Below are 22,182 nucleotides of genomic sequence, written 5' to 3'. Positions count from 1 at the left end.
TCACGCGGCGAGCGGCAGTGCGGTGTCCGAGGCCCGCACCCGGGCCTGTTCGGCGAACCGCCTCCGGGCGGCGACGACTCTGAGCCATCGTTCCGAACGCTCGGCGTCCAGTTCGGAGGTGGCGCGGGCGAGGACCTCGGCGGCGTGCGCGGCGGAATCGATCTCCGCGGCGGCGCCGAGGTAGTCGCCCGCATCGATCAGCTTGTAGGCGTGGCGCATCTCGGTCTGCGCGGTCGAGTAGATGGCATAGGCGGCGAGGTTGTTGGCCAGCGGGCCCAGTGAGTGCGACATCGGATTCTCCGTTCCTTCTCTTACTCACACGTCGAACGAGTACCCCGCGGTTCGACACGGCGGCGGATATTTTTCGAAGATCTTCGGGGTTGCGCGAAGTGGTCGCTTCACGACAGCCTGAAGCGCATGCCAGCCCGGGCGGCGTCGTTCCGCAGCGTCTTCGCGGTCGCCGAATTCCGCCGGATCTGGCTCGCGCACCTGCTGTCGATCGCCGGCGACCAGCTGGCCAGGGTCGCGCTCACGGTGCTGGTGTTCGACCGGACGTCGTCGGCGGGCTGGGCATCGGCGGCGTATGCGCTGACCTTCGTGCCCGATCTCCTCGGCGGCGCGCTGGGCGGCGTCGCGGACCGGTTCTCGCGACGCACCGTGATGGTGGTGACCGACGTCGGCCGCGCGGTGCTGATCGCGCTGATGGCGGTCCCGGGCCTGCCCCTGCCCGCCGCGGCCGCGCTGCTGTTCCTCGTGCAGCTGATGGCCGGACCGTTCCAAGCGGCCCGGCAGGCGATGCTGCCGGATCTGCTGGACCCGGACCGCCTGGTCGTCGGCCAGGCGATCATCTCGTCCACCTACCAGGCCGGGCTCGTGGTGGGCTTCGGCGCGGGCGCCGCCGTCGTCACCGGTCTCGGCGTCCCCGGGGCGCTGCTGATCGACGCGGGGACGTTCGCGCTGTCAGCCGTCATGCTCCGCTTCGGACTGGATCGCTATCCGCCTTCGGCGCCGAGCCACCACAAGCGCCCTTCCCTGATCGCGGGCTGCCGCCTGGTCGCCCGCGACCGCAAGCTGCGCTGGCTGCTGCTGATCGCCTGCTGCTGCGGTTTCTATGTCGTGCCCGAAGGCCTCGCCGTCCCGGTCGCCGCCGAACTGGGCGGCGCGGGCGCGCTGCCCTGGCTGCTGGCCGCGAACCCGGTCGGGTCGGTGCTGGGCGGCATCCTGCTGAGCCGGATCCCGCGCGAACGGCAAGTCCGGGTGCTGGGCGCGCTGACGGTGGCGAGCAGCCTGGTGCTGATCCCGACCGGCTGGGCTTCCGGCCTGGTCACGATCGTCGTGTTGTGGACGCTCTCGGGCGTGTTCTCCGCGCACGACATGATCACCCAGACGCAGTACAGCCTCGCCGCGCCGTCGGCCCAGCGCGGCCAGGTGATCGGGGTCGCGATCGCGGCACTGAGGGCGGCTCAGGCGGCGGGGATCGCGGCCGCCGGCCTGCTGGCCCAGGTCTTCGCGCCGACCACCGTGATCACCGTCGCCGCGAGTGCGGGCGTCGTGGTCGCCTTCGTCGCCGGAGTGGGCTGGTCACGGGCGGTGTCGTCCCGCCGCGGCCCCGCGGATCACGAAGATCCCGTGGGACCGGCCGGCGGGACGACACCCGTTGGCGAGCACGGTTCCTGACTCGATCGGTTCATCACGTCCAGTTGTTGTCACGTCGGGTCGTCCAGTTGTTGTCACGCACTGCGTTCACCTCCCTTCGCGAAGCCGCGCGCTCGTGGGCGAGATCACTCAGGTCCAGTTGTTGTCACGCCGAGTGGTCCAGTTGTTGTCCCGCATGTCGTTCACCTCCCTCGAAATAGCGATGCATCAGGCAAAACATTCACCAGTTGTTGTCCTGCATCGGTGCACCTCCCTCGTTTCGGTTGGGCTGTCCGGGGGAATTCGAGGCCGCGCTTCTTATCGTCCGGACAACGACGGTCGTCGCAGTCCCGGTTCGATTACGGTGTAGATCACCGACGGAAGAGGGTGCGTGGACGGACGACTCGGCGGCGCGCGGCGGCGGCTCAGGGCCTGGCACCTGTGGAGCCTGCCGCGACCTGTGCGTTCCTACGTCCTGGTCGTGAATCTCATCGCGGTCCTCTCGACCGCCGCCACGGCCTGGCTGGTCCCGGTGACCGGTACCGACCTGATCCGCTTCGGCGTCTTAACGCTGTGCGCGGCCATCGCGATCGAGGGCACCCGGCAGATCGAACGCCAGCGGGAGTACGACAGGGCCCCGGCGGTCGCCTACGTCGACACCAAGGCGGTGTGGAGCGTCGCCGCCGTCATCGCGCTGCCGCCGGTGCTCGCCGCCGCGATGGTCGTGGTGACCTACACCATCGCATGGCTGCGGATCTGGCCACACCAGCGGCCGGTGCTCCCCCATCGGTGGATCTTTTCCGCCGCGACGGTGCTCTGCGGCACGCAGGCCGCCGTCGTCGTCCTCAGCCTCGGCATGCGCCACTACCCCGGCTCACCCGACTCCGGACTGCTCGCCGGGCTGGGCGACCTGGCCGTCATCATCGTGGCCGCGGCCCTGCGCTGGGCGATCAACACCGCGCTGGTGATGATCGCGATCGCGCTCTCCTCACCGCCGAAGTCGATCGGCGAGCTGTTCTCCGGGTTCGGCGACCAGATCCTCGAAGCAGGCTCGCTCGGCCTCGGTCTCGTGACCGCCGTCGTCCTCGTCCAGGCCAATCCACTGGTCCTGGTCGGGGTCGTCATCGCGCTGGTCGCGCTGCACCGCGGACTGCTGCTGACTCAGTACCGGCGCGACGCGCACACCGACGCCACCACCGGGCTCGTCACGAAACGCCGCTGGCGCCAGCTGGCCGAGGAACACCTGGGCCGGACACGGGCCGGCCGGAAACTCGGCGTGCTGTTCCTCGACCTCGACAACTTCAAGACGATCAACGACACCTACGGTCACCCCAACGGCGACCTCGTCCTGCGGGCGGTCGGTGACGCGCTGCGCGCCGAGATCCGCGAGCAGGACGTCTGCGGACGCTGGGGCGGCGAGGAGTTCGCGATCGTCATCCCGGACATCCACGGCGAAGAGACGCTGCGCCAGGTTGCCGAACGGATTAGGCACCAGGTGGCGGTGGTCTCGGTCGCCCTGCCCGATCGCGACACCGTGCTGACCGACCTGACGGTGTCGATCGGCGGGGCGTTGTACCCGGCCACCAACATCACCAGCGTCGACGACCTGCTCGTCGCCACCGACACAGCGCTCTACCGGGCGAAGCAGGGTGGCCGCAATCGCGTCGAACTGGCCCCTCCCGCGCAGTAAGCTTCGCCTCCGTCTGGGGAGGCACGATGAAGCGATTCGCTTGGGGTCCTGTCGGTCTGGTGGTCGCGATCCAGGTCCTGGTCTTGACCTTGTTGTCCGGAAGGTACGGATTTCACCGGGACGAGCTCTACTTCCTCGCCGCGGGCAAGCGGCTCGCGTGGGGTTATGTCGATCAGCCGCCGCTGACGCCCTTGCTCGCGCGGATCTCCACCGACCTTTTCGGAGCCACTCCTTACGGCCTGCGCGTGGCCGCGACGTTGTGCGCGGCCGGAACGGTGGTCTTGCTCGCGCTGGTCGCCCGCGAGTTCGGCGGTGGCCGCGGTCCGCAGGTCCTCACCGCCGCGATGACCGCGCTGGCGGCGTTCGTCGTGGTCGACGGGCACATGCTGTCGACGGCCACGATCGACATGCTGGTCTGGAGTGCGCTGGGCCTGGTGGTCCTGCGTTTGTTCCGCACCGGCGACGGGCGGTGGTGGCTCGCGATCGGCGCTGTCATCGGTGTCGGGCTGGAGAGCAAGTGGCTCGTCCTGCTGATGGTCGCCTCGATCGGTGTGGCGATGCTCGCCGTCGGCCCGCGAACGGTGTTCCGCACTTTATGGCTGCCTGCCGGGATCCTGCTCGCGCTGGCATTGGCGGCGCCGGGGCTGATCTGGCAGGCGACCCACGATTTCCCTTTGTTGACTGTGGCTTCCGGGATCAGCGAGGACGACGGCGCGGAGAACCGGATCCTGTTCGTGCCGATGCAACTGCTCTATCTGTCGCCCGCGGTCGTGCCGGTCTGGATCGCCGGGGGCCTGCGGCTCTGGCGGGATCCGGACCTGCGCTGGGCTCGCTCACTGGCTTTGGCCTATCCGGTGTTGTGCGTGATCCTGGTGGTACTGGGCGGAAAACCGTACTACTCGGCACCGTTCTTGTTGCTGCTCGCGGCCGCGGGCGCGGAACCTTGTCTGCGGCGGCTCGACCGGACCTCGCGCCGGGTTCTGCCGGCGTTCTGGGCCGTGACCGGTGCGGCGGCGTCGCTGATCGTCGGGCTGCCACTGCTGCCGGTCTCCGCGCTGGCACCGATTCTGGTGGTGAACAAGGAGCAAGGCGAGCAAGCGGGCTGGCCCGAGCTGGCTTCGACGGTCGCCAGGGTTCAGTCGCAAGCACCCACCGCAGTGATCTTCACGCGCAACTACGGGCAAGCGGGAGCCTTGGAGTATTACGGACTTCCTTCGGTCTACTCGGGGCATATGTCCTATGCGGACTGGGGACCTCCTCCTGAGACTACCGGCCCGGTGGTCGTCGTCGGGCCGTATCGTCCGGAATGGTTCCGCGAATGTCGTGAGGTGGCCGCTCACGACAACGGTCTCGGAGTCGAGAACGAGGAGCAAGGAGTGAAAATTTCCTTGTGCGCAGGGACTTCTCGTCCTTGGTCCGCTATGTGGGGCGAGTTGCGGCACTACTACTGATCAGAAACTGTCGGTGGCCGGTCATACCGTTCTCGTCGTGGACACTGACACAGCCTTTTTGGCTTCAAACAAGGAAATCAGCTCCCTGACCGACGTCGAGTGCGTGGCGCTCGCGAAGGCGGCGTCGGCGGATATCGCGCGGTTGGAGGCGGTCCGGTTCCGTGCGATCGCGCGGCTGGGTCGTCATCGCGGTGGCGCGTCGAGTGTGGTGCAGGAGGTGGCGTTCGAGCTGTCTGTTGTGGACGTTCATGCCGCGGCGCTGGTGTCGACGGCGGAGGCGTTGACCACCCGCTTGCCGTGCACGCTGGGGTTGATGGATCGGGGGTTGCTGGGTGGTGCGGGGGCGGCGAAGGTCGCCGCGGCGACCGCGTGGCTGTCCGACGAGAACGCTCGCGCTGTGGACGCGGTGCTGGAGGACCGGCTGGCGGGCCGGAATACCGAGCAGATCCGGAAAGCGGCGAGTCATGCGGCAGGGGTCGTGGACAAGGAAGGGGCGGCGCGGCGCACCGAACACAACCGCGCGGGGCGTCGGCTGAGAGTGCGGCAGGGCGAGTCCGGGGTGGCGTCGATCGAGGTCGAGGACGGCCCCGTGGAGAAGGTGACCGCTGCCTACACCCGGATCGACCGGGAAGCCCGGGCACTCAAGACCGGTGGCGAGACCCGCACCCTGGACCAGCTCCGCGCTGACGTCGCGCTGGATCTCCTATTGGGCGGGCAGGGTGGTTCCCGGGAACGGGCGGAGGTGTTCCTCTACATGGACCTGGCGACTTACCTGGGCTTGAACGAGGATCCGGCGGAGCTGGCCGGGCATGGTCATATTCCGGCATCGCTGGCGCGGGAGATCGCCACGGGCGCGGACGCAGTGCTGCGGCGGATCATCACCGACCCGCTGTCCGGGCAGGTGCTGGACCTGGGCCGGGAACGGTATCGGCCCACCGCCGGTGTCGGCGAGTTCGTGAGGGTGCGGGATCGTGAGTGCCGAAGACCCGGGTGCCACCGTGTCGCCCAAGCCTGCGACCTGGACCATTCGGTGCCGTGGCAGTTCGGTGGCCATACGAATGTCGATGACCTGATCGCGTTCTGCCGCCGTGATCATCGGCTCAAGGACGAACCGGGCTGGATCTACACCCTGGCTGCTGACGGCACCCTCACCATCACCACCCCGACCGGGCAGCACTACGACAGCACCCCGCCGCCCCTGCACGAACCCCGCCCGACGGCACCCCCGGACGACGACCCGTCGCCGTTCTGAACCCATTGCCGAAAAACGACGACGCCTCCCGACAGGCCGCGTTCTACAGGTGGTCCCGCACCTGCTCGCCCCTTCGACTACCAGCCCATGTCATGCGCGACTTCGGCTTGGGCGGCGTCGATCTGCGCCTGCGTGACGCCGGGGATGTCGGTCTCGTGCTCCAGCCGGGTCAGCAAGTCCATCAGCGCCTGCTTCTGGGCCGGGTGCGTGATCGGGACGCTGTTCAGGTCCGTGCTCATCAGCCAGTCGAACAACACGACGGCATCGGCTCTCCACAGCTCGATCGACACGGCGGGCAGGTCTGCGGCCATGTCCGACATGATGCCGTCCACCGCGATCCCGGCGCGACAGACTTCCAGCCGCCGGCTTCGCCCGAGAGACACCCCGGCCAGAGCCGTCGCCGAAAACCGGCAACGCCTCCCCACCCGGGCCACCCCGATGAAACCGCCGTGAACACCTGGTGACACCTCACGAACCCGGCTAGCAAGTCCGGCCCCCGATTGTCCACTTCATCACGTCATCAGGGCCCTCTACTAGGTGTTCCAGGACACTTTTTGGCGGGTTCCTACAAGACCCGGCCCTCGGCATGCGCCACCGACGACATTCTCGTACCGGCCGGTAAGAGGCAGGCTGTAAGGCAGGTTCAGGAGACTGTCCCGCGCGAGATCCGGCGGGACGTCACCCTGTTGTGCTGCGTACTTGGGAGGCTCAGTCGGTGTTCAGTCGTGTCGCCATCGTCAACCGCGGAGAAGCCGCGATGCGGCTCATCCATGCCGTCCGCGAGCTGTCGGCGGAGACCGGACAGCGGATCGAGACCGTCGCTCTCTACACGGACGCGGACCGGTCGGCGACGTTCGTGCGGGAAGCCGACCTCAGCCACAACCTGGGTCCCGCGTCGGCGCGTCCGTATCTGGACTTCGCCGTGCTGGAGCGGGCGCTGACCGAGACCGGGGCCGACGCGGCCTGGGTCGGTTGGGGCTTCGTGGCCGAGGACCCGGCCTTCGCCGAGCTGTGTGAGCGGCTGGGCGTCACCTTCATCGGGCCGAGCGCGGACGCGATGCGCAAGCTCGGCGACAAGATCGGCGCGAAGCTGATCGCCGAAGAGGTCGGCGTGCCCGTGGCGCCGTGGAGCCGCGGCGCCGTCGCGGACCTCGACGAAGCCATCCGCGCGGCCGACGACATCGGCTACCCGCTGATGCTCAAGGCGACCGCGGGCGGTGGCGGGCGCGGCATCCGCGTCATCACCTCCGCCGACGAACTCAAGGACGCCTACGAGCGCACCAGCCTGGAGGCCGAGCGGGCCTTCGGCAGCGGCGTCGTGTTCCTGGAGCGCCTGGTCACCGGCGCCCGGCACGTCGAGGTCCAGGTCATCGCCGACGGCCAGGGCACCGCGTGGGCGCTCGGCGTCCGCGACTGTTCGGTGCAGCGCCGCAACCAGAAGATCATCGAGGAGTCCGCCTCCCCGGTGCTGAGCCCCGAGCAGGCCGACGAGCTCAAGCGGTCCGCCGAACGGCTCGCGCTCGCGGTCGACTACCGCGGCGCCGGCACCGTGGAGTTCCTCTACCACCCGGGCGACAAGCTGTTCGCCTTCCTCGAGGTCAACACCCGCCTCCAGGTCGAGCACCCGATCACCGAGCTGACCACCGGCATGGACCTGGTCAAGGCCCAGCTGCACGTCGCTTCCGGCGGCAAGCTCGAGGGCGTCCAGCCCGCCGAGTTCGGCCACGCCGTCGAGGCGCGGCTCAACGCCGAGGACCCGGACCGCGATTTCGCCCCATCGCCCGGCCGCATCGCCCGCCTGGATCTGCCCGCCGGACCGGGTATCCGGGTCGACACCGGGGTCAGCGAAGGCGACACGATCCCCGCCGACTTCGACTCGATGATCGCGAAGATCATCGCCTACGGCCGCGACCGTGACGAGGCGCTCGGCCGTCTGCGCCGCGCGATGGCGCAGACCACCGTCATCATCGAGGGCGGCGCGACCAACAAGAGCTTCGTCCTCGACCTGCTCGACCAGCCCGAGGTCATCGACGGCAGCGCCGACACCGGCTGGATCGACCGCGTCCGCGGCGAAGGCAAGCTGGTCACCCACCGCCACTCGGCGATCGCGCTCGCGGCCGCGGCGATCGAGGCCTACGAGGACGAGGAAGCCGTTGAGCGCCAACGGCTTCTGTCCACCGCCCACGGTGGCCGCCCGCAGGTTCAGCACGAGAGCGGCCGTCCGCTCGACCTCAAACTGCGCGGCGCCGCGTACCGGGTGAGCGTGGCCCGGATCGGCCACCGCCGGTTCCGCGTCGGTGTCTCAGCGGGCGGCGGCGACATCCACCCCGCCGACGTCGAGGTCGACCGGTTCGACGAGCACACCGGCCAGATCACCGTCAACGGCACCCGGTTCCGCCTGGTCACCGGCACGCACGGGCCGATCCACCTGGTCGAGGTCGACGGCGTCACCCACCGCATCAGCCGCGACGAGGGCGGCGTCGTCCGCTCACCCGCACCCGCGCTCGTCGTCGCGACGCCGCTCGAGGTCGGCGCGGAGGTCGAGGCAGGCGCGCCCGTGCTGGTACTGGAAAGCATGAAGATGGAGACGGTGCTCCGCGCGCCGTTCCGCGCGAAGCTGCGTGAGTGCGTGGTCTCGGTCGGCAGCCAGGTCGAGACCGGCGCTCCCCTGCTGCGGCTGGAACCGCTGGCGGACGAAGGCGAAGAGGTCGCCGAGGACACCGGCAGTGTCGAGATCGAGCTGCCCTCGGAGCCGGACGGCACGTCGGCGGCGCAGCGGATCACGCGCGGACAGCAGGACCTCCGCAGCCTCCTGCTCGGCTTCGACGTCGACCCGCACGACGAGCGCCGCACGCTCAGCGCGTACCTGGCCGCCCGTTCCGAGCTGGAGGACAACGGCGATCGCCCGCTGGAGGGCGAGGTCGAACTGCTGACCGTGTTCGCCGACCTGTCCGAGCTGATGCGCAACAAGCCGGCGCGCGAAGAGGCGAAGACGGACAACCGGGTGCACAGCTCCCGCGAGTTCTTCCACACCTACCTCCAAAGCCTCGACGTCGAACGCGCCGGGTTGTCGGAGTCGTTCCAGAACAAGCTCAAGAAGGTCCTGGCGCACTACGGCATCACGGATCTGGAGCGGACGCCGGAGCTGGAGGAGGCGGTCTTCCGCATCTTCCTCGCCCAGCAGCGGACCGCGTCCGACGTAGCGGTCGTCACGGCGCTGCTGCGGCAGTGGCTCACCGAGGCGCAGCCGTTCGAGTCGATGCGCGAACCCGCCGGAAAGGCGCTGGAAGCGCTCATCGCCGCCACCCAGCTCCGCTTCCCGGTGGTCGGCGATCTGGCCCGCAGCGTCGTGTTCCGCTGGTTCGCCCAGCCGCTGCTCCGCCGCACGCGCGCCGAGGTGTACAGCGAGGTCCGCAAGCACCTGCGTCACCTCGACCTGAACCCGGACTCGCCGGACCGCGCCGAGCGGATCGCGAGCATGCAGGCCAGCGCGCAACCGCTGGTGCGCCTGCTCGGGCAGCGGATCGGCCGCCCCGGCACCGATCACACCCCGCTGCTCGAAGTGCTGAGCCGCCGCTACTACGGCAACCGCGCGCTCACCGGTGTCCAGCAGGTCACCGTCGGCGGCTGCACCTTCGTCACCGGTGACTACGCCGACGAGAACGAGCGGTTCCACATGGCCACCACCGCCGTCGACCGGGCCGGGCTGCCCGGCGCGATCAAGGCGGTCGCCGATCTCGCCGCCCAGCTGCCCGCCGACACCGACGTCGAGGCGGACCTCTACCTGACCTGGGACGACGACTCGGCCGACGACGACGCGATGGCGGCGGGCCTGCGGGAGATCCTCACCGCCGAGTCGCTGCCGAGCCGGATCCGGCGTGTCACCACCACGGTCGCCGGGCACGGCGGCGCGGTGACGCACCACCACTTCACCTTCCGCCCGTCCTCGACCGGTTTCAGCGAGGAGCGGCTGATCCGCGGTCTCCACCCGCTGATCGCGCAGCGGATGCAGTTGCAGCGGCTGGCGAACTTCGACCTCACGCGCCTGCCGTCCGGTGACGAGGACGTCTACCTGTTCAAGTGCGTCTCGCCGATGAACCCGTCGGATCAGCGGCTGGTCGCGCTCGCCCAGGTCCGTGACCTGACCCCGTTGCGGGACAACGACGGCAAGCTGCTGGCCCTGCCCGCGGTCGAAGGCACGCTGGCGGGCTGCCTCGACGCGATCCGCGAGGTGCAGGCGAAGCTTCCGCCGAAGAAGCGCTTCGACACCAACCGGGTCATGCTGTACGTGTGGCCGACCAGTGAGCTCACCGGTGAGGAGCTGAACACGGTCGCGCAGCGCGTCCAGCCGTCGACGGCGGGCGCGGGCCTCGAAGAGGTCCAGTTCCTCGGCAGGCAGCGCGACCGCGTGACCGGCGACGTCACCGAGGTCGCCGTCCGCATCGGCTACGACGTGAGCGGCGGCGTGCAGATGTCGCTGTCCGAGCCCACCACCGAGCCGATCCTCCCGCTCGACGACTACCGCCAGAACGTGCTGCGCGCCCGCCGCCGCGACACGGTGTACCCGTACGAGCTGACCGAAATGCTCGGCTCGTTCACCGAGTACGACATGGACGACACCAACACGCTCGTCCCGGTCGACCGGAAGAAGGGGCGCAACAAGGCGGCGATCGTCGCCGGGGTGGTCACCACGCCGACCGAGCGGTACCCGGAGGGCGTCAAGCGCGTGGTGCTGCTGGGCGACCCGACGAAGGCGCTCGGCGCGCTCTCGGAGCCGGAGTGCTCCCGGGTGATCGCGGCGCTGGACCTCGCCGAGCGGCTGCGGGTCCCGCTGGAGTGGTACGCCCTCTCTGCGGGCGCCCGGATCTCGATGGAGTCCGGCACCGAGAACATGGACTGGGTCGCGGCCGCGCTCAAGCGGATCGTGCACTTCACCCAGGACGGTGGCGAGATCAACATCGTCGTCGCCGGGATCAACGTCGGCGCCCAGCCGTATTGGAACGCCGAAGCGACGATGCTCATGCACACCAAGGGAATCCTGGTGATGACGCCGGATTCCGCGATGGTGCTGACCGGTAAGCAGTCACTCGACTTCTCCGGTGGCGTCTCGGCCGAGGACAACTTCGGCATCGGCGGCTACGACCGCGTCATGGGCCCGAACGGCCAGGCGCAGTACTGGGCGCCGAACCTCGCCGCGGCCCGCGATGTGCTGATGTCGCACTACGACCACACCTACGTGGCGCCGGAGGAGACCGGCCCGCGCAAGGCGGTCACGAGCGACCCGATCGACCGCGACATCTCGTCGTTCCCGCACGCGGCCGTCGACAGCGACTTCACCACGGTCGGCCAGATCTTCTCGCGGGAGGCCAACCCGGACCGCAAGAAGCCGTTCGACATCCGCACGGTGATGCGCGCGCTGTCCGACCAGGACCACCCGGTGCTGGAGCGCTGGCCGGGCATGGCCGACGCGGAGACCGCGGCCGTGCAGGACGTGCACCTCGGCGGGCGGCCGGTGTGCCTGCTCGGCATCGAGTCGCGTTCGGTGCCGCGCCGCGGCTTCCCGCCCACCGACGGCCCGGACACCTACACCGCGGGCACGCTGTTCCCGCGTTCGTCGAAGAAGGCCGCCAGGGCGATCAACGCGGCCAGCGGCAACCGGCCGTTGGTGGTGCTGGCGAACCTGTCCGGCTTCGACGGTTCGCCGGAGTCGATGCGGAAGCTCCAGCTGGAGTACGGCGCGGAGATCGGCCGGGCGATCGTCAACTTCGAAGGCCCCATCGTGTTCACCGTGATCTCGCGGTACCACGGCGGCGCGTTCGTGGTCTTCTCGAAGGCGCTGAACCCGAACATGACCGTGCTGGCGCTGGAAGGCTCGTTCGCCTCCGTGCTCGGTGGCGCGCCCGCCGCGGCGGTCGTGTTCTCCGGTGAGGTCAACGCGCGGACCGCGGCGGATCAGCGGGTGCGCTCGCTGTCGGAGAAGCTCAGCGGGGCGACCGGCGCCGAACGCGCCGCGCTGGCCGCGGAACTGGCCGAGGTCCAGTCCTCGGTGCGGGCCGAGAAGCTGGGCGCGGTCGCTTCGGAGTTCGACGGGGTGCACAGCATCGAACGCGCGGTGAAGGTCGGTTCGGTGGACGCGATCATCGGCGCCGCCGAGATGCGGCCTCGCATCATCGAGGCGATCGAACAGGGCCTGGCCAAGAAGTAGTACTTGATCGCGGCGTAGGGGCCTTTCACGGCAAGTGTTGCTGTGAAAGGCCCCTACGCCGCGTAGCTCAGTGGCCAGGCGGGTCGGGCGGTAGGTCGCCGAAGTCCTCCGGCACGATCTTGTCCAGCGCCGCCCGGAACTCCTCGACCTCCCGCTCCTGCGCCGCCGGATCCGGCGGCACCGACGGCAGTTCCGCGTCGGGCCCGGCGCCCACGATCTCGACCCGCACCGAAGCGACCTCCAGCACCGAATCAGCCACTTCGATCACGACCCCGGCGCGCAGCCCGATCGCGACCGCGTCGCTCGGCCGGGCAGAGATGCGGATCCCGGAATCGAACACGAGGTCGGCGAAGAAGATGCCGTCCCGCAGCGCGGTGACCTCCACCCCGGTGACCCGATGCCCGAACGACTCGACCACCTTCCCGATCAGTTCGATCGTGCCGGGCCGCGGCAGCCGGATCTTCTCCTGCGCGAGCGCCACCGCGCTCGCCTCGGGGCCGCCGATCGTGATCGCCAGCCAGCGGCGTTCGCCCTCCCGCTCCCGCAGCAGCATCACCGGTGCCGCTTCCGGAGCCAGGACGGCCATCCCCTCGACGTCCATCGGGATCATGCGCGGTACCTCATTCCTTCGGTCGGCCGGAATGCGCCTCGGCACGCAGTCGGGAAACCATGTGCGGATAGTGGAGTTCGAACGCCGGCCGTTCGGACCGGATCCTCGGCAGGTCTAAGAAGTTGTGCCGGGGAGGCGGACAGGTCGTCGCCCACTCCAGGGAGTTCCCGTGTCCCCACGGGTCGTCGACTTCGACGACGTCGGCGAACCGGAAGCTGCGGACGACGTTCCAGAGGAACGGCAGCACCGACGCGCCCAGCAGGAACGCGCCGATCGTGGAAATCGTGTTGAGCGTGGTGAATCCGTCCGAAGTGAGGTAGTCGGCGTAGCGGCGCGGCATGCCTTCGTTGCCGAGCCAGTGCTGGACGAGGAACGTCGTGTGGAAGCCGATGAACGTGGTCCAGAAATGCCATTTCGCGAGCCGCTCGTCGAGCATCCGGCCGGTCATCTTGGGGAACCAGAAGTAGATCCCGGCGAAGGTGGCGAAAACGATGGTGCCGAACAGCACGTAGTGGAAATGCGCGACCACGAAGTAGCTGTCGTGCACGTGGAAGTCCAGCGGCGGTGAGGCGAGGATGATCCCGGTCAGCCCGCCGAGCAGGAACGTCACCATGAACCCGACCGACCACAGCATCGGCGATTCGAAGGTCAGCTGTCCTTTCCACATGGTGCCGATCCAGTTGAAGAACTTGATCCCGGTCGGCACCGCGATGAGGAACGTCATGATCGAGAAGAACGGCAACAGGACCGCGCCGGTGGCGAACATGTGGTGCGCCCACACCGCGATCGACAGCGCGGTGATCGAGATCGTCGCGAACACCATGGTCTTGTAGCCGAACAACGGTTTCCGGCTGAACACCGGGACGATCTCGGTCACGATGCCGAAATACGGCAACGCGACGATGTAGACCTCGGGATGGCCGAAGAACCAGAACAGGTGCTGCCACAGGATCACCCCGCCGTTGGCCGGGTCGAAGACGTGCGCGCCCAGCCGTCTGTCGGCTTCCAGCGCGAACAGCGCGGCGGTGAGGATGGGGAACGCGATCAGGATCAGGATCGTGGTGAAGAGGATGTTCCAGGTGAACAGCGGCAGCCGGAACATGGTCATCCCCGGCCCGCGCAGGCAGAGGATCGTCGTGATCATGTTGACCGCGCTGAGGATCGTGCCCAGCCCGGACACGATCAGGCCCATGATCCACAGATCCGCGCCGACCCCTGGCGCGTGCGCGGCGGCCGAAAGCGGCGTGTAGGCCGTCCAGCCGAAGTCGGGTGCTCCGCCCGGGGTGACGAACGAGGTGAGCGTCATCGTGCCGCCGAAAAGGTAAAGCCAGTAGGAAAACGCGTTCAGCCGGGGGAACGCGACGTCCGGCGACCCGATCTGCAACGGGAGGATGTAGTTGGCGAAGGCGAAGAGATTCGGCGTCGCGTACAGCAGCAGCATGATCGTGCCGTGCATGGTGAACAGCTGGTTGTACTGCTCCTGCGAAAGGAACTGCAACCCCGGCCTGCCGAGTTCGGCGCGCATCAGCAGCGCCATGAACCCGCCGGCGAGGAAGAACGCGAACGAGGTGCCGAGGTAGAGCAGGCCGATCGTCTTGTGGTCGGTGGTGCGGACGACGCTGAGGAACACGGAGCCTTTGGGGGCGCGAGGCCGCCCGCCGAAGCGGATGGCCTCCGGTCGGGGCGATGTCTTCACTGTGGTCACGGCGACTCCCAGCACGAGGACACACCTTCTGAAAGCTGGTACCCCTCCAGGAGAGTCCCTACACGCGGGCTTTTCAAGGGCTAGCCGAGTAGAGGACCCTGGCGACCGGGAGTGAAGGGGGCTGACTTGAATCCGTCCATGGTCCGTGCCGCCGTGGCGGCACAGCGAGAGCGTGTCACGCCGGGTATCGAGGACATGACGAGTTACCTGGACTCTCAGGTGACCGACGATTTCCACCGCGAAGTGATCGGGCCGGTACTGGCCGCGTCCGGAGCCTCCGGAGTGGTCGTCCACGGCGGGGAACGCGTCGCTTCCTGGGGCGATCCCAGCGTCCCCGAAATGGCGTTCAGCGCCACCAAAAGTGTCGTTTCGACGGTCGCGGGCCTCGCCTTCGACGCCGGACAGATCCCCGACGTCCACCGGCCGGTGGCGGGCACACTCGACATGCCCGAACTGGAGGATCGTCGCGGGAGCACGATCACGTGGCACCACCTGCTCCAGCAGACCGGCCAGTGGGACGGTGAGCTCTGGGGCAAACCGGCCTGGGCGGACGCCGGGAGTCACCGTCCGGGAAGCGCGCCGCCGGACGCCCTTCCAGGCGCCGGATGGGCTTACAACGACGTCCGGGTGAACCTGCTCTGCCTCGCGCTCACCCGCCTGTTCGGCCGGCCGCTGCCCGCCGTGCTGCGGGACGGCGTCCTGGGTCCGCTGGGCGCGTCCGGCACCTGGTCATGGCACGGCTACCGCGGCGCGACGACCGGCATCGGCGGCGAAGACGTTCCCGTCGTCAGCGGCGGAGCGCATTGGGGAGGCGGCCTGTGGATCTCCGCCGACGACCTCGCCCTCCTCGGCCTGCTCTATCTGCGCGATGGCTACGACCACGGTCGCCGGCTGCTCAGTGCCGAGTGGATCGACCGCACCTGGCGCCCGTGTGACCACAACCAGGATTACGGCTACCTCTGGTGGCTCAACGACCGGCAGCGGGTCTACCCCGCCGCCCCGGCGAGCGGCCGGTGCGCTCGCGGGAACGGCGGCAGGCACCTGCTGTGGGTCGATCCCGAACGCGACCTCGTCATCGTCTCCCGCTGGGGCGAGGACGCCGGACAGCTTCTGCATGAGGTCTCCGCCGCGATCTCCTAGCCGAGCAGCGCCTCCAGGTGGTCGGCCGCCGTCGCGGCCCCGCCCGCTTCCCGGAACGAGGCGCCCACCTTTTCGGCGGCCGACCGATACGCCGGATCGTCCAGCACCTTGGTCACCGCGGTCGCGATCCGGTCGGGTTTCGCGCGGCCGAACCGCAGCCGGATCCCGGCGCCCGCGTCGACGACCTGCCCGGCGACGATCGGCTGGTCGTCCCGGATCGGCGCGACCACGAGCGGCACCCCGTGCCACAGGCTCTCGCAGACGGTGTTGTGCCCGCTGTGGCAGACGACGGCGTCGACCCGCGCCAGCAAGGCCATCTGGGGCACCCGCGGCACCACGAGCACCGTGTCCCCCACCTGCCCCACGGCGCCGCCCGGATCGGCGACGACGGTCCGGATCCCGGCGACCCGGGACAGCCCGCGGGCGGCCGCGCCGAGGAAGTCCCCGGCGGCGTCGACGTTGGCCGTCCCCAGCGTCACGAACACCGTCGGCATCGCCGGGTCGAGCCAGTCCCACGGGAAGTCGCCGGTTGGCGCGCGCCCGCCGATCGACGGCCCGACCAGCCGGACCCGCTTCGGCAGCGGGGCCGGGCCGAGCAGTTCCCGGGTGGTGAACGCGAGCACCCCGTGCGGGGACATCCTGGGGTCGGCGGGGCCGCCGTCGATCCGCGCGCGCAGACCGTCGAGGAGGTCGTCGAGCCAGGCCGCCACCTTCGGCATCCCGGCCAGCGGGTCGACGAGCTCCGCGGACGTCGTCGCGGAGCTGACCCACGGCAGGCCGAGCCCGTCGGCGACGAGTCCGCCCGCGATGGCCTGCTGGTCGGCGACCACCACCTGCGGCCGGAACCGGGCGATCGCCGCGCGGATCCCGGGCGCCATCGCCTCGGCCAGCGGGATCAGGAACTCCTCCCACAGGAACCGGAACGCCGCCGGTCCCTTGAGGCTCGCGTCGCGCTGGGGCAGTCCTCGCGGGACGGCGCACGGGAACACGTCGGCGCCGTCGCCGGCGAGCCGCCGGATGACCTGCGGCTGCCCCGCCCAGGCGACCTCGTGCCCGCGCGCGGCCAGGGCGGCCGCGACACCCACCGCAGGGTTGACGTGCCCGGTCAGCGGCGGCGTGACGAAGAGGAATCTGCCCACTTAGACCGCCGTTTCGCAGGAGTGTTCGCGCACCCAGCCCAGGATCAGCTCCGACGTCTCCGCGGTGCGCTCGACGAGCACCGAATGTCCCTGGTCCGGCAGGACGACCGTGCGGCAGCGGGCGAGGTTCGCCTCCAGGTCCGGGACCTGCTCCGCGAGTCCGGACCGGTCGCCGAACAGCGCGAACACCGGGCAGCGCACCGCCGCGAGGTCGTCGTCGATGGTCCGGCTCAGCGGGATGTCCTCGGCCAGTGTGGTGGCCGCCAGGATCCGGTACGCCGCTTTCGACAGCCGGGCGGTGTGCGCGCCGTGGTTCTCGGCGATCCACCCGATCACCTCATCGTGCGCGAGCCTGTTCTTCGCGTCGGCCAGCCCTTCTGCCATGTGCCCGATCCAGGCCCGCACGGGCGGTTCCGCCTCGATGGCGATCACGCTGGCGACGCGTCCTGGTCGCGAAGCCGCGAGACCGAACGCGACCGAGCCGCCGAACGAGTTCCCGACCACGTGCGCCGGCCGGTCGATCCCGAGCGCGGTGAGCAGGCCGTCGAGGTCACCGACGAACTCCTCCAGCCGGTAACCGGTGGCGGGCCGGGTGGTGCGCCCGTGCCCGCGAAGGTCGTACATGACGACGTCGATCCCCTGTGCGGCGAAGGCCGTTCCGAGGGTGAAGTAGTAACTCGCCAGGCTGTCGGTGAGGAGACCGTGGACGAACACCACGACGGGCGCAGCTTCGTCCGAAGGCCCGAGGCGCTGGACGTGGACGTCGAGGTCTCCGACCTTGACCCTAGCCATGCTCAGGCCTTCCCGGTCAGGGACTCGACGACGTGGTCGACCAGCTCGCCGACGGTCAGCGCGATGATCTCGTCCAGTTCGCGTTCCGCGATGAACTCGGCGAAGTTGACCTTGTCGCCGTAGTGGTCGCGCAACCGGCCGGACAGCGTCACGAGGTCGACGCTCTCCAGTCCGAGATCGTCGTGGAACTTCGTGTCCCGGCCGATCTCGGCGTCGTCCAGCCCGTATTCCTCGAGCAGTTCACGCAGCATCACGGCGATGTCGGCCAGGACGGTCGCGGCGGATGCGGTTTCAGTGGTCATCTTCGTTCTCCGTCCAAGCCACGACGTACTTCTTCGCCGGGGTGGTGATCGTGGTGTGCCGAACCGGATACCGGGCACCGCCCGTTTCGACGGTGAGCCGTCCGCCGTCCACCTCGACGACGGTGAAGGCGTGCGGGTCGCCGCGCAGGCCGGTGCGGAGCCGTTTCGCGACGGCCTCCTTCGCGGCCCAGAATCTGGTGAACCACAAGGCCTCCGGTGCGCCGAGCAGCGCTCGTTCGGTTTCGGTGAGGGCAGCGGCGACCGTGCTCTCCGGACGGTCTTCGACGGCCTCGACGTCGATCCCGCACGGTCCCCGGCGGGCGATCGCGACACCGAGCGCGTCCCGGTGGGCGATCGAGACGGTGAGCCGGGGCAGCTCCCGTCCGTAAGCTCCCGACACGGTCGGCGCACCCGATGACTCGTTCCCGATCCGGAGTTCGGCGGGGAATATGTCGCCTTCGCCGTCTGTCCACAAGAGACGGCGCACGGCGTCCTTCGCCGCGATCCGCCCGAGCAGCCAGGCCCGTCTCCGGCGTGGCGATTGACTCGCGTATGCCTGTCTTTCCCCACCCGCCAGCATGTTCCGCATGATCAGGTCGCGGGTCGCGAGATCGGGCCAGCGCTCGCGGACCAGGGCCCAGCGGCCCGGCCGCTCCTCGGACAGCGTGGCGCGTTCGGGCCGCCGGTCCACCGCGCGGATCACCGGGTCGCTGTCGAACCGGCGGTCACGCCAGCCCTCGATCTCCGCCCAGACCCGGCCGCGGCGGATCAGCTGGACGTCCGCTTCGACCTCCGCGTCGGTGACCGAGACGACGCGGACGACGCAGTCGAGCCGCTCTCCCGGCAGGGGATGCTCGCCGTAGAACCGGATCCGCCGCATCCCCACCGGGAACACCGTGGTGCGGCCACTCAGCCGGGACATGATCCAGTACCCGAGCAGCTGACCGGCGTTGTCGAGCAGCGCCCCCGGCGCTTCCGGCGTCCGCAGTATCCCGCGTACGTGCCGCTCACCGGACGCGACCAGTTCCTCGACGCCCTGGAACTTCGGCCCGTGGAACATCCAGCGCTCGGTGTAGAGCTGCTCGGCGAACAGGTCCGGCTTCCGCTCGCTCCCGGCCGGAAACGTCCACGGCCGGGGCCGGTCGGCGGGGAATCCGGCGTCCAGTCCGACGACGGCCTGGGAGTACTCGCCCAGCGACACGCAGGCCTGGGAAGGGCCTTGGGGCACTACGCTCACCGGCACGTCCAGCGCGGGTGTCGCGGCGATCCACTGGTTCAGCCGGACGTCCTCCAGCGCGACCGCGCGGCTGCCCGGCGCCGCCTGTTCGGCGAAGTCCATCAAGTGCCCGATCACCGTCGTGGCAGGCACGACCGGCCACGCGTCGGCGGGATCCGCACCGGTGGGCTGTTTGAAGAAACAATGGTCGAGCAGATACGGCATCGTCTCGACGGACACCCGGAGTTCGGTGCGCAGCGGCCGGAGGCGGGGTGTCCGCCTGGCCGCGAACAGTTCGGCCGCCAGACCGGCGGTGTCGGCCAGCAGCCCGGAGAGCTCGGCCGCGAGCGGGTTCCGCTCCCCGATCCGGTCCAAAGTGGACGTCCGGGTCGCGCGGGGCCGGAACCCGCGCCAGACGCTCTCGTCGAGCGACACCAGCGGGCCGCCGAGATCGAGACGGATCGTCCGGCCGCGCTTGCCGCCCTGCCCCGGCAGGAGTTCGAACGCCGGATCGGCGCCGTCGGCCCAGAGGGCGGTGGCCACCCGCAGAAGTTGCGGAAGACCCGGCCGATGCGCGGAATGCGCGGCGACGACGAGGTGTTCGCGGTCGTGCAGGGTGTTCCCGATCAGCGAGCCGAGCTGACCGGCGCCCGTCTGCACGAACGCGCGGAACCCGGCCGCGTACATGTTCTCGACGAGGCCCCGGAACCGCACTGGTTCCAGCAGATGCCGGACGAACAGTGCCCGGACTTCCGCGGCCGGTGACGGGTAGTGCTTCCCCGTCGTGGCCGACCAGACCGGGACTTTCGCCGGATGCAGGGTGTAGCGCTCGGCGGCCTCGCGGATCGGGCCGAGATACGGCGCGAGCATCGGGGTGTGGAAACCGGACCGGAACGGCAGCACCTGGGAGATCACGCCGTCGACGCGGAACGCGCGGACGAAGCCGTCGACGGCTTCCGAGGGACCGCAGATCATCGACTGGTTGGGCGCGTTGTCGTGCGAGAGGACCACTTCGGACTGTCCATTGAGGACTTTTGCGACGGCACAGGCATCCGCGCCGATCACCGCGAAAGCCAGCCCCGGGACCTTGAGCGCGTCGGGATCGAAGCCCGCCAGGAACGCGTCGACCTCCGCGTCGGCGTGGATCCCGGCGACGGCCATGGCGGTCCACTCCCCCAGGCTGTGCCCGGCGAGCGCGTCCGGCGTCACGCGCAGTCCGCGTAACGCCGCGTCGAGGAGCCTGCCCAGCTGGAACACACCCTTGCCGTGCCTGCCGACGTCGCCGACGGTGACGTCCGGCGAATCCCAGGGCAGGCCGAAGTGCCGGGCGATGTCGTCGGCGTGGGCCTCGAATTCGTTCTCCAGCCCGGGGAAGACGAACGCGAGTTTGCCACCGGCCGCGCCGAGCAGTGGTTCCGGAACGAACCAGAGGTCGTTGCGGCCGCGCCAGGGTCTGCCCTTCGCGACCACTTTCCTGGCCAGGTTGAGCCGTTTGGGCGTCGGGTCGACGAGACCGAGCCGGATCCGGCCGCGTCCGGTGTCCCCGGTGTCCAGGAGGTCGTCCCGGTCGAGCAGGCAGCCCATCTCGGCGACGGTCGGCGCGGACAGCCGCAGGACACGTTCGGGTTCGGAGACCACTACAGGCCCGCGCGTCGCGGCCTGTTCCAGCACGACGTGGGCGTTGATCCCGCCGAATCCGAAGGCGTTGACCCCGGCGCGGCGCACCGGCCGCCGGTCGTCGGTCTCCCAGACCTTCGCGGTGCCGAGGGTCTCGAAGCGGGTCGCGGCCAGCGCCGGATGCGGTTCGTCGCAGTGCAGGGTCGGTGGGAGAACCCCGTGGTACACGGCCAAAGCGGCCTTGACCAGCCCGGCGACGCCCGCCGCCGGCATGGTGTGCCCGATCATCGACTTGACCGAGCCGAGCACCGCCGTCGGCTCCTCCGCCTGCCCGAAGACCTCCGCGATCGTCGCCAGTTCGGCGGCGTCACCCGCCGGGGTCGCGGTCCCGTGCGCTTCGAGCAGCCCGATCGAGGCGGGGTCGACCCCCGCGGCGGTCCAGGCCTGCCGCACCGCACGGACCTGCCCTGCGGTGTCCGGATTGGACAGTCCGGCGGTCCGGCCGTCGCTGGCCACGCCGGTCCCGGTGACGACGGCGTAGACCCGGTCACCGTCGCGTTCGGCGTCCTCCAGCCGCTTCAGCACGACGACGCCGGTGCCCTCGCCGATCAGCACGCCGTCCGCGTCCTGGTGGAACGGCCGGATCCGCTGACTCCGTGACAACGCGCCGAGCTGGGAGAACACACTCCAGAAGGTGACGTCGTGGCAATGGTGCACGCCGCCTGCCAGCACCACGTCGCACCGCCCGGTCGCCAGTTCACGCACGGCGTGGTCGACGGCGACGAGTGAGGAGGCGCAGGCGGCGTCCACCGTGTACGCGGGACCGCGCAGGTCGAGCCGGTTCGCGAGCCGGGAGGCGGCGAGGTTGGGCACGAGCCCGATCGCGGCGTCGGGGGCCTCGGGCCCGAGGCGGTCGGTGAAGGCCTGGCGGAGTTCCTCCAGCCGCTCGCCGTCGAGTTCGGGCATCAGTTCGCCGAGCGTGCGGACGACCTGCGCGGCCGTGCGGACGCGTTGGTCGAGCCGCACCAGGCCGGGTGTGAGATACCCGCCGCGGCCGAGGATGACGCCGGTCCGCTGCCGGTCGGAGGGCAGCCGGTGCTCGCCGCCGGCGTCGGCGATGGCCTGCGCGGCCACCCGCAGCGCGATCAGCTGATCGGGTTCGGTGCCCGGGACCGACGACGGCATCACGCCGAAGCCTGCGACGTCCACGTCGGCCAGTTCACCGACGAAACCGCCGCGACGGCAGTAGATCCGGTCCGCCCGCGGTTCCGCGTCGGGCTGATAGAAAGCCGGATCCCAGCGGTCCGCGGGGACCTCGGTGATCGCGTCGACGCCGTCGACGATGTTGCGCCAGTAGGTGTCGAGGTCAGGGGCGCCGGGGAACAGCACCGACATCCCGACGATCGCGATCGGGGGTGTTTCGGCCAC

14 protein-coding genes are annotated in these 22,182 nt (G+C 69.8%); 6 read left to right on the top strand and 8 right to left on the bottom strand.

Going from position 1 to position 22,182, the window contains the following annotated elements:
• On the bottom strand, nt 1–291 hold the full coding sequence (locus B0293_RS03025; RefSeq protein ID WP_005163981.1) for a hypothetical protein: 291 nt from the start codon (nt 289–291) through the stop codon (nt 1–3).
• A 126-nt stretch (nt 292–417) separates the two neighbouring features.
• On the opposite strand from B0293_RS03025, the gene B0293_RS03020 reads away from it, so the two are divergent.
• The 4 genes from B0293_RS03020 (at nt 418) to B0293_RS03005 (ending at nt 6,028) form a co-directional block, all read left to right on the top strand.
• Nucleotides 418–1,677 carry an MFS transporter gene (locus tag B0293_RS03020; protein WP_005163982.1) on the top strand — a complete coding sequence of 420 codons (1,260 nt, stop codon included), beginning with the start codon at nt 418–420 and terminating at the stop codon, nt 1,675–1,677.
• Between the two features lie 349 nt (nt 1,678–2,026).
• Nucleotides 2,027–3,325, top strand: coding sequence for a GGDEF domain-containing protein (locus tag B0293_RS03015; RefSeq protein ID WP_005163984.1), 1,299 nt, complete (start codon nt 2,027–2,029; stop codon nt 3,323–3,325).
• A gap of 26 nt (nt 3,326–3,351) precedes the next feature.
• The gene (locus tag B0293_RS03010) at nt 3,352–4,776 is read left to right on the top strand and encodes an ArnT family glycosyltransferase (RefSeq protein ID WP_005163985.1); all 1,425 of its coding nucleotides are present in this window, start codon (nt 3,352–3,354) and stop codon (nt 4,774–4,776) included.
• 37 nt (nt 4,777–4,813) lie between these two features.
• The gene (locus B0293_RS03005) at nt 4,814–6,028 is read left to right on the top strand and encodes an HNH endonuclease signature motif containing protein (protein ID WP_077241215.1); all 1,215 of its coding nucleotides are present in this window, start codon (nt 4,814–4,816) and stop codon (nt 6,026–6,028) included.
• Between the two features lie 77 nt (nt 6,029–6,105).
• On the opposite strand, the gene B0293_RS03000 is transcribed toward B0293_RS03005, so the two are convergent.
• Nucleotides 6,106–6,339 carry a hypothetical protein gene (locus B0293_RS03000; protein ID WP_039916092.1) on the bottom strand — a complete coding sequence of 78 codons (234 nt, stop codon included), beginning with the start codon at nt 6,337–6,339 and terminating at the stop codon, nt 6,106–6,108.
• Between the two features lie 404 nt (nt 6,340–6,743).
• Here B0293_RS03000 and B0293_RS02995 point away from each other — a divergent pair, with 404 nt between their 5' ends.
• Nucleotides 6,744–12,233 (top strand): ATP-binding protein, encoded by a 5,490-nt coding sequence (locus tag B0293_RS02995; protein ID WP_039916050.1) that lies wholly within the window; start codon nt 6,744–6,746, stop codon nt 12,231–12,233.
• A 67-nt stretch (nt 12,234–12,300) separates the two neighbouring features.
• On the opposite strand, the gene B0293_RS02990 is transcribed toward B0293_RS02995, so the two are convergent.
• Together B0293_RS02990 and ctaD are read right to left on the bottom strand one after the other, a co-directional pair.
• The gene (locus tag B0293_RS02990; RefSeq protein WP_005152706.1) at nt 12,301–12,843 is read right to left on the bottom strand and encodes a bifunctional nuclease family protein; all 543 of its coding nucleotides are present in this window, start codon (nt 12,841–12,843) and stop codon (nt 12,301–12,303) included.
• 10 nt (nt 12,844–12,853) lie between these two features.
• On the bottom strand, nt 12,854–14,512 hold the full coding sequence (ctaD, locus tag B0293_RS02985; RefSeq protein ID WP_209437252.1) for an aa3-type cytochrome oxidase subunit I: 1,659 nt from the start codon (nt 14,510–14,512) through the stop codon (nt 12,854–12,856).
• A 174-nt stretch (nt 14,513–14,686) separates the two neighbouring features.
• Here ctaD and B0293_RS02980 point away from each other — a divergent pair, with 174 nt between their 5' ends.
• Nucleotides 14,687–15,688 carry a serine hydrolase domain-containing protein gene (locus B0293_RS02980; protein ID WP_005152708.1) on the top strand — a complete coding sequence of 334 codons (1,002 nt, stop codon included), beginning with the start codon at nt 14,687–14,689 and terminating at the stop codon, nt 15,686–15,688.
• Here the strand turns inward: B0293_RS02980 and B0293_RS02975 are convergent.
• Genes B0293_RS02975 through B0293_RS02960 form a run of 4 tightly spaced genes read right to left on the bottom strand, consistent with a single transcriptional unit; the run spans nt 15,685 to nt 22,182 of the window.
• On the bottom strand, nt 15,685–16,827 hold the full coding sequence (locus B0293_RS02975; protein WP_005152709.1) for a glycosyltransferase: 1,143 nt from the start codon (nt 16,825–16,827) through the stop codon (nt 15,685–15,687). The two genes, B0293_RS02980 and B0293_RS02975, sit on opposite strands and share 4 nt — an antisense overlap.
• A complete protein-coding gene (locus tag B0293_RS02970) occupies nt 16,828–17,619 on the bottom strand; it encodes an alpha/beta fold hydrolase (RefSeq protein WP_005152710.1) in 792 nt (263 codons plus the stop codon).
• A gap of 2 nt (nt 17,620–17,621) precedes the next feature.
• A complete protein-coding gene (locus B0293_RS02965; RefSeq protein ID WP_005152711.1) occupies nt 17,622–17,921 on the bottom strand; it encodes an acyl carrier protein in 300 nt (99 codons plus the stop codon).
• Nucleotides 17,911–22,182 (bottom strand): beta-ketoacyl synthase N-terminal-like domain-containing protein, encoded by a 4,272-nt coding sequence (locus B0293_RS02960; protein ID WP_005152712.1) that lies wholly within the window; start codon nt 22,180–22,182, stop codon nt 17,911–17,913. The genes B0293_RS02965 and B0293_RS02960 overlap by 11 nt, the downstream gene beginning before the upstream one ends.

The sequence above is a fragment of the Amycolatopsis azurea DSM 43854 genome (genome assembly GCF_001995215.1).
Classification (GTDB): Bacteria; Actinomycetota; Actinomycetes; order Mycobacteriales; family Pseudonocardiaceae; genus Amycolatopsis; species Amycolatopsis azurea.
The sequence above is the reverse complement of the archived record's forward strand: the minus strand, read 5'-3'. Positions and strand labels throughout refer to the sequence as shown.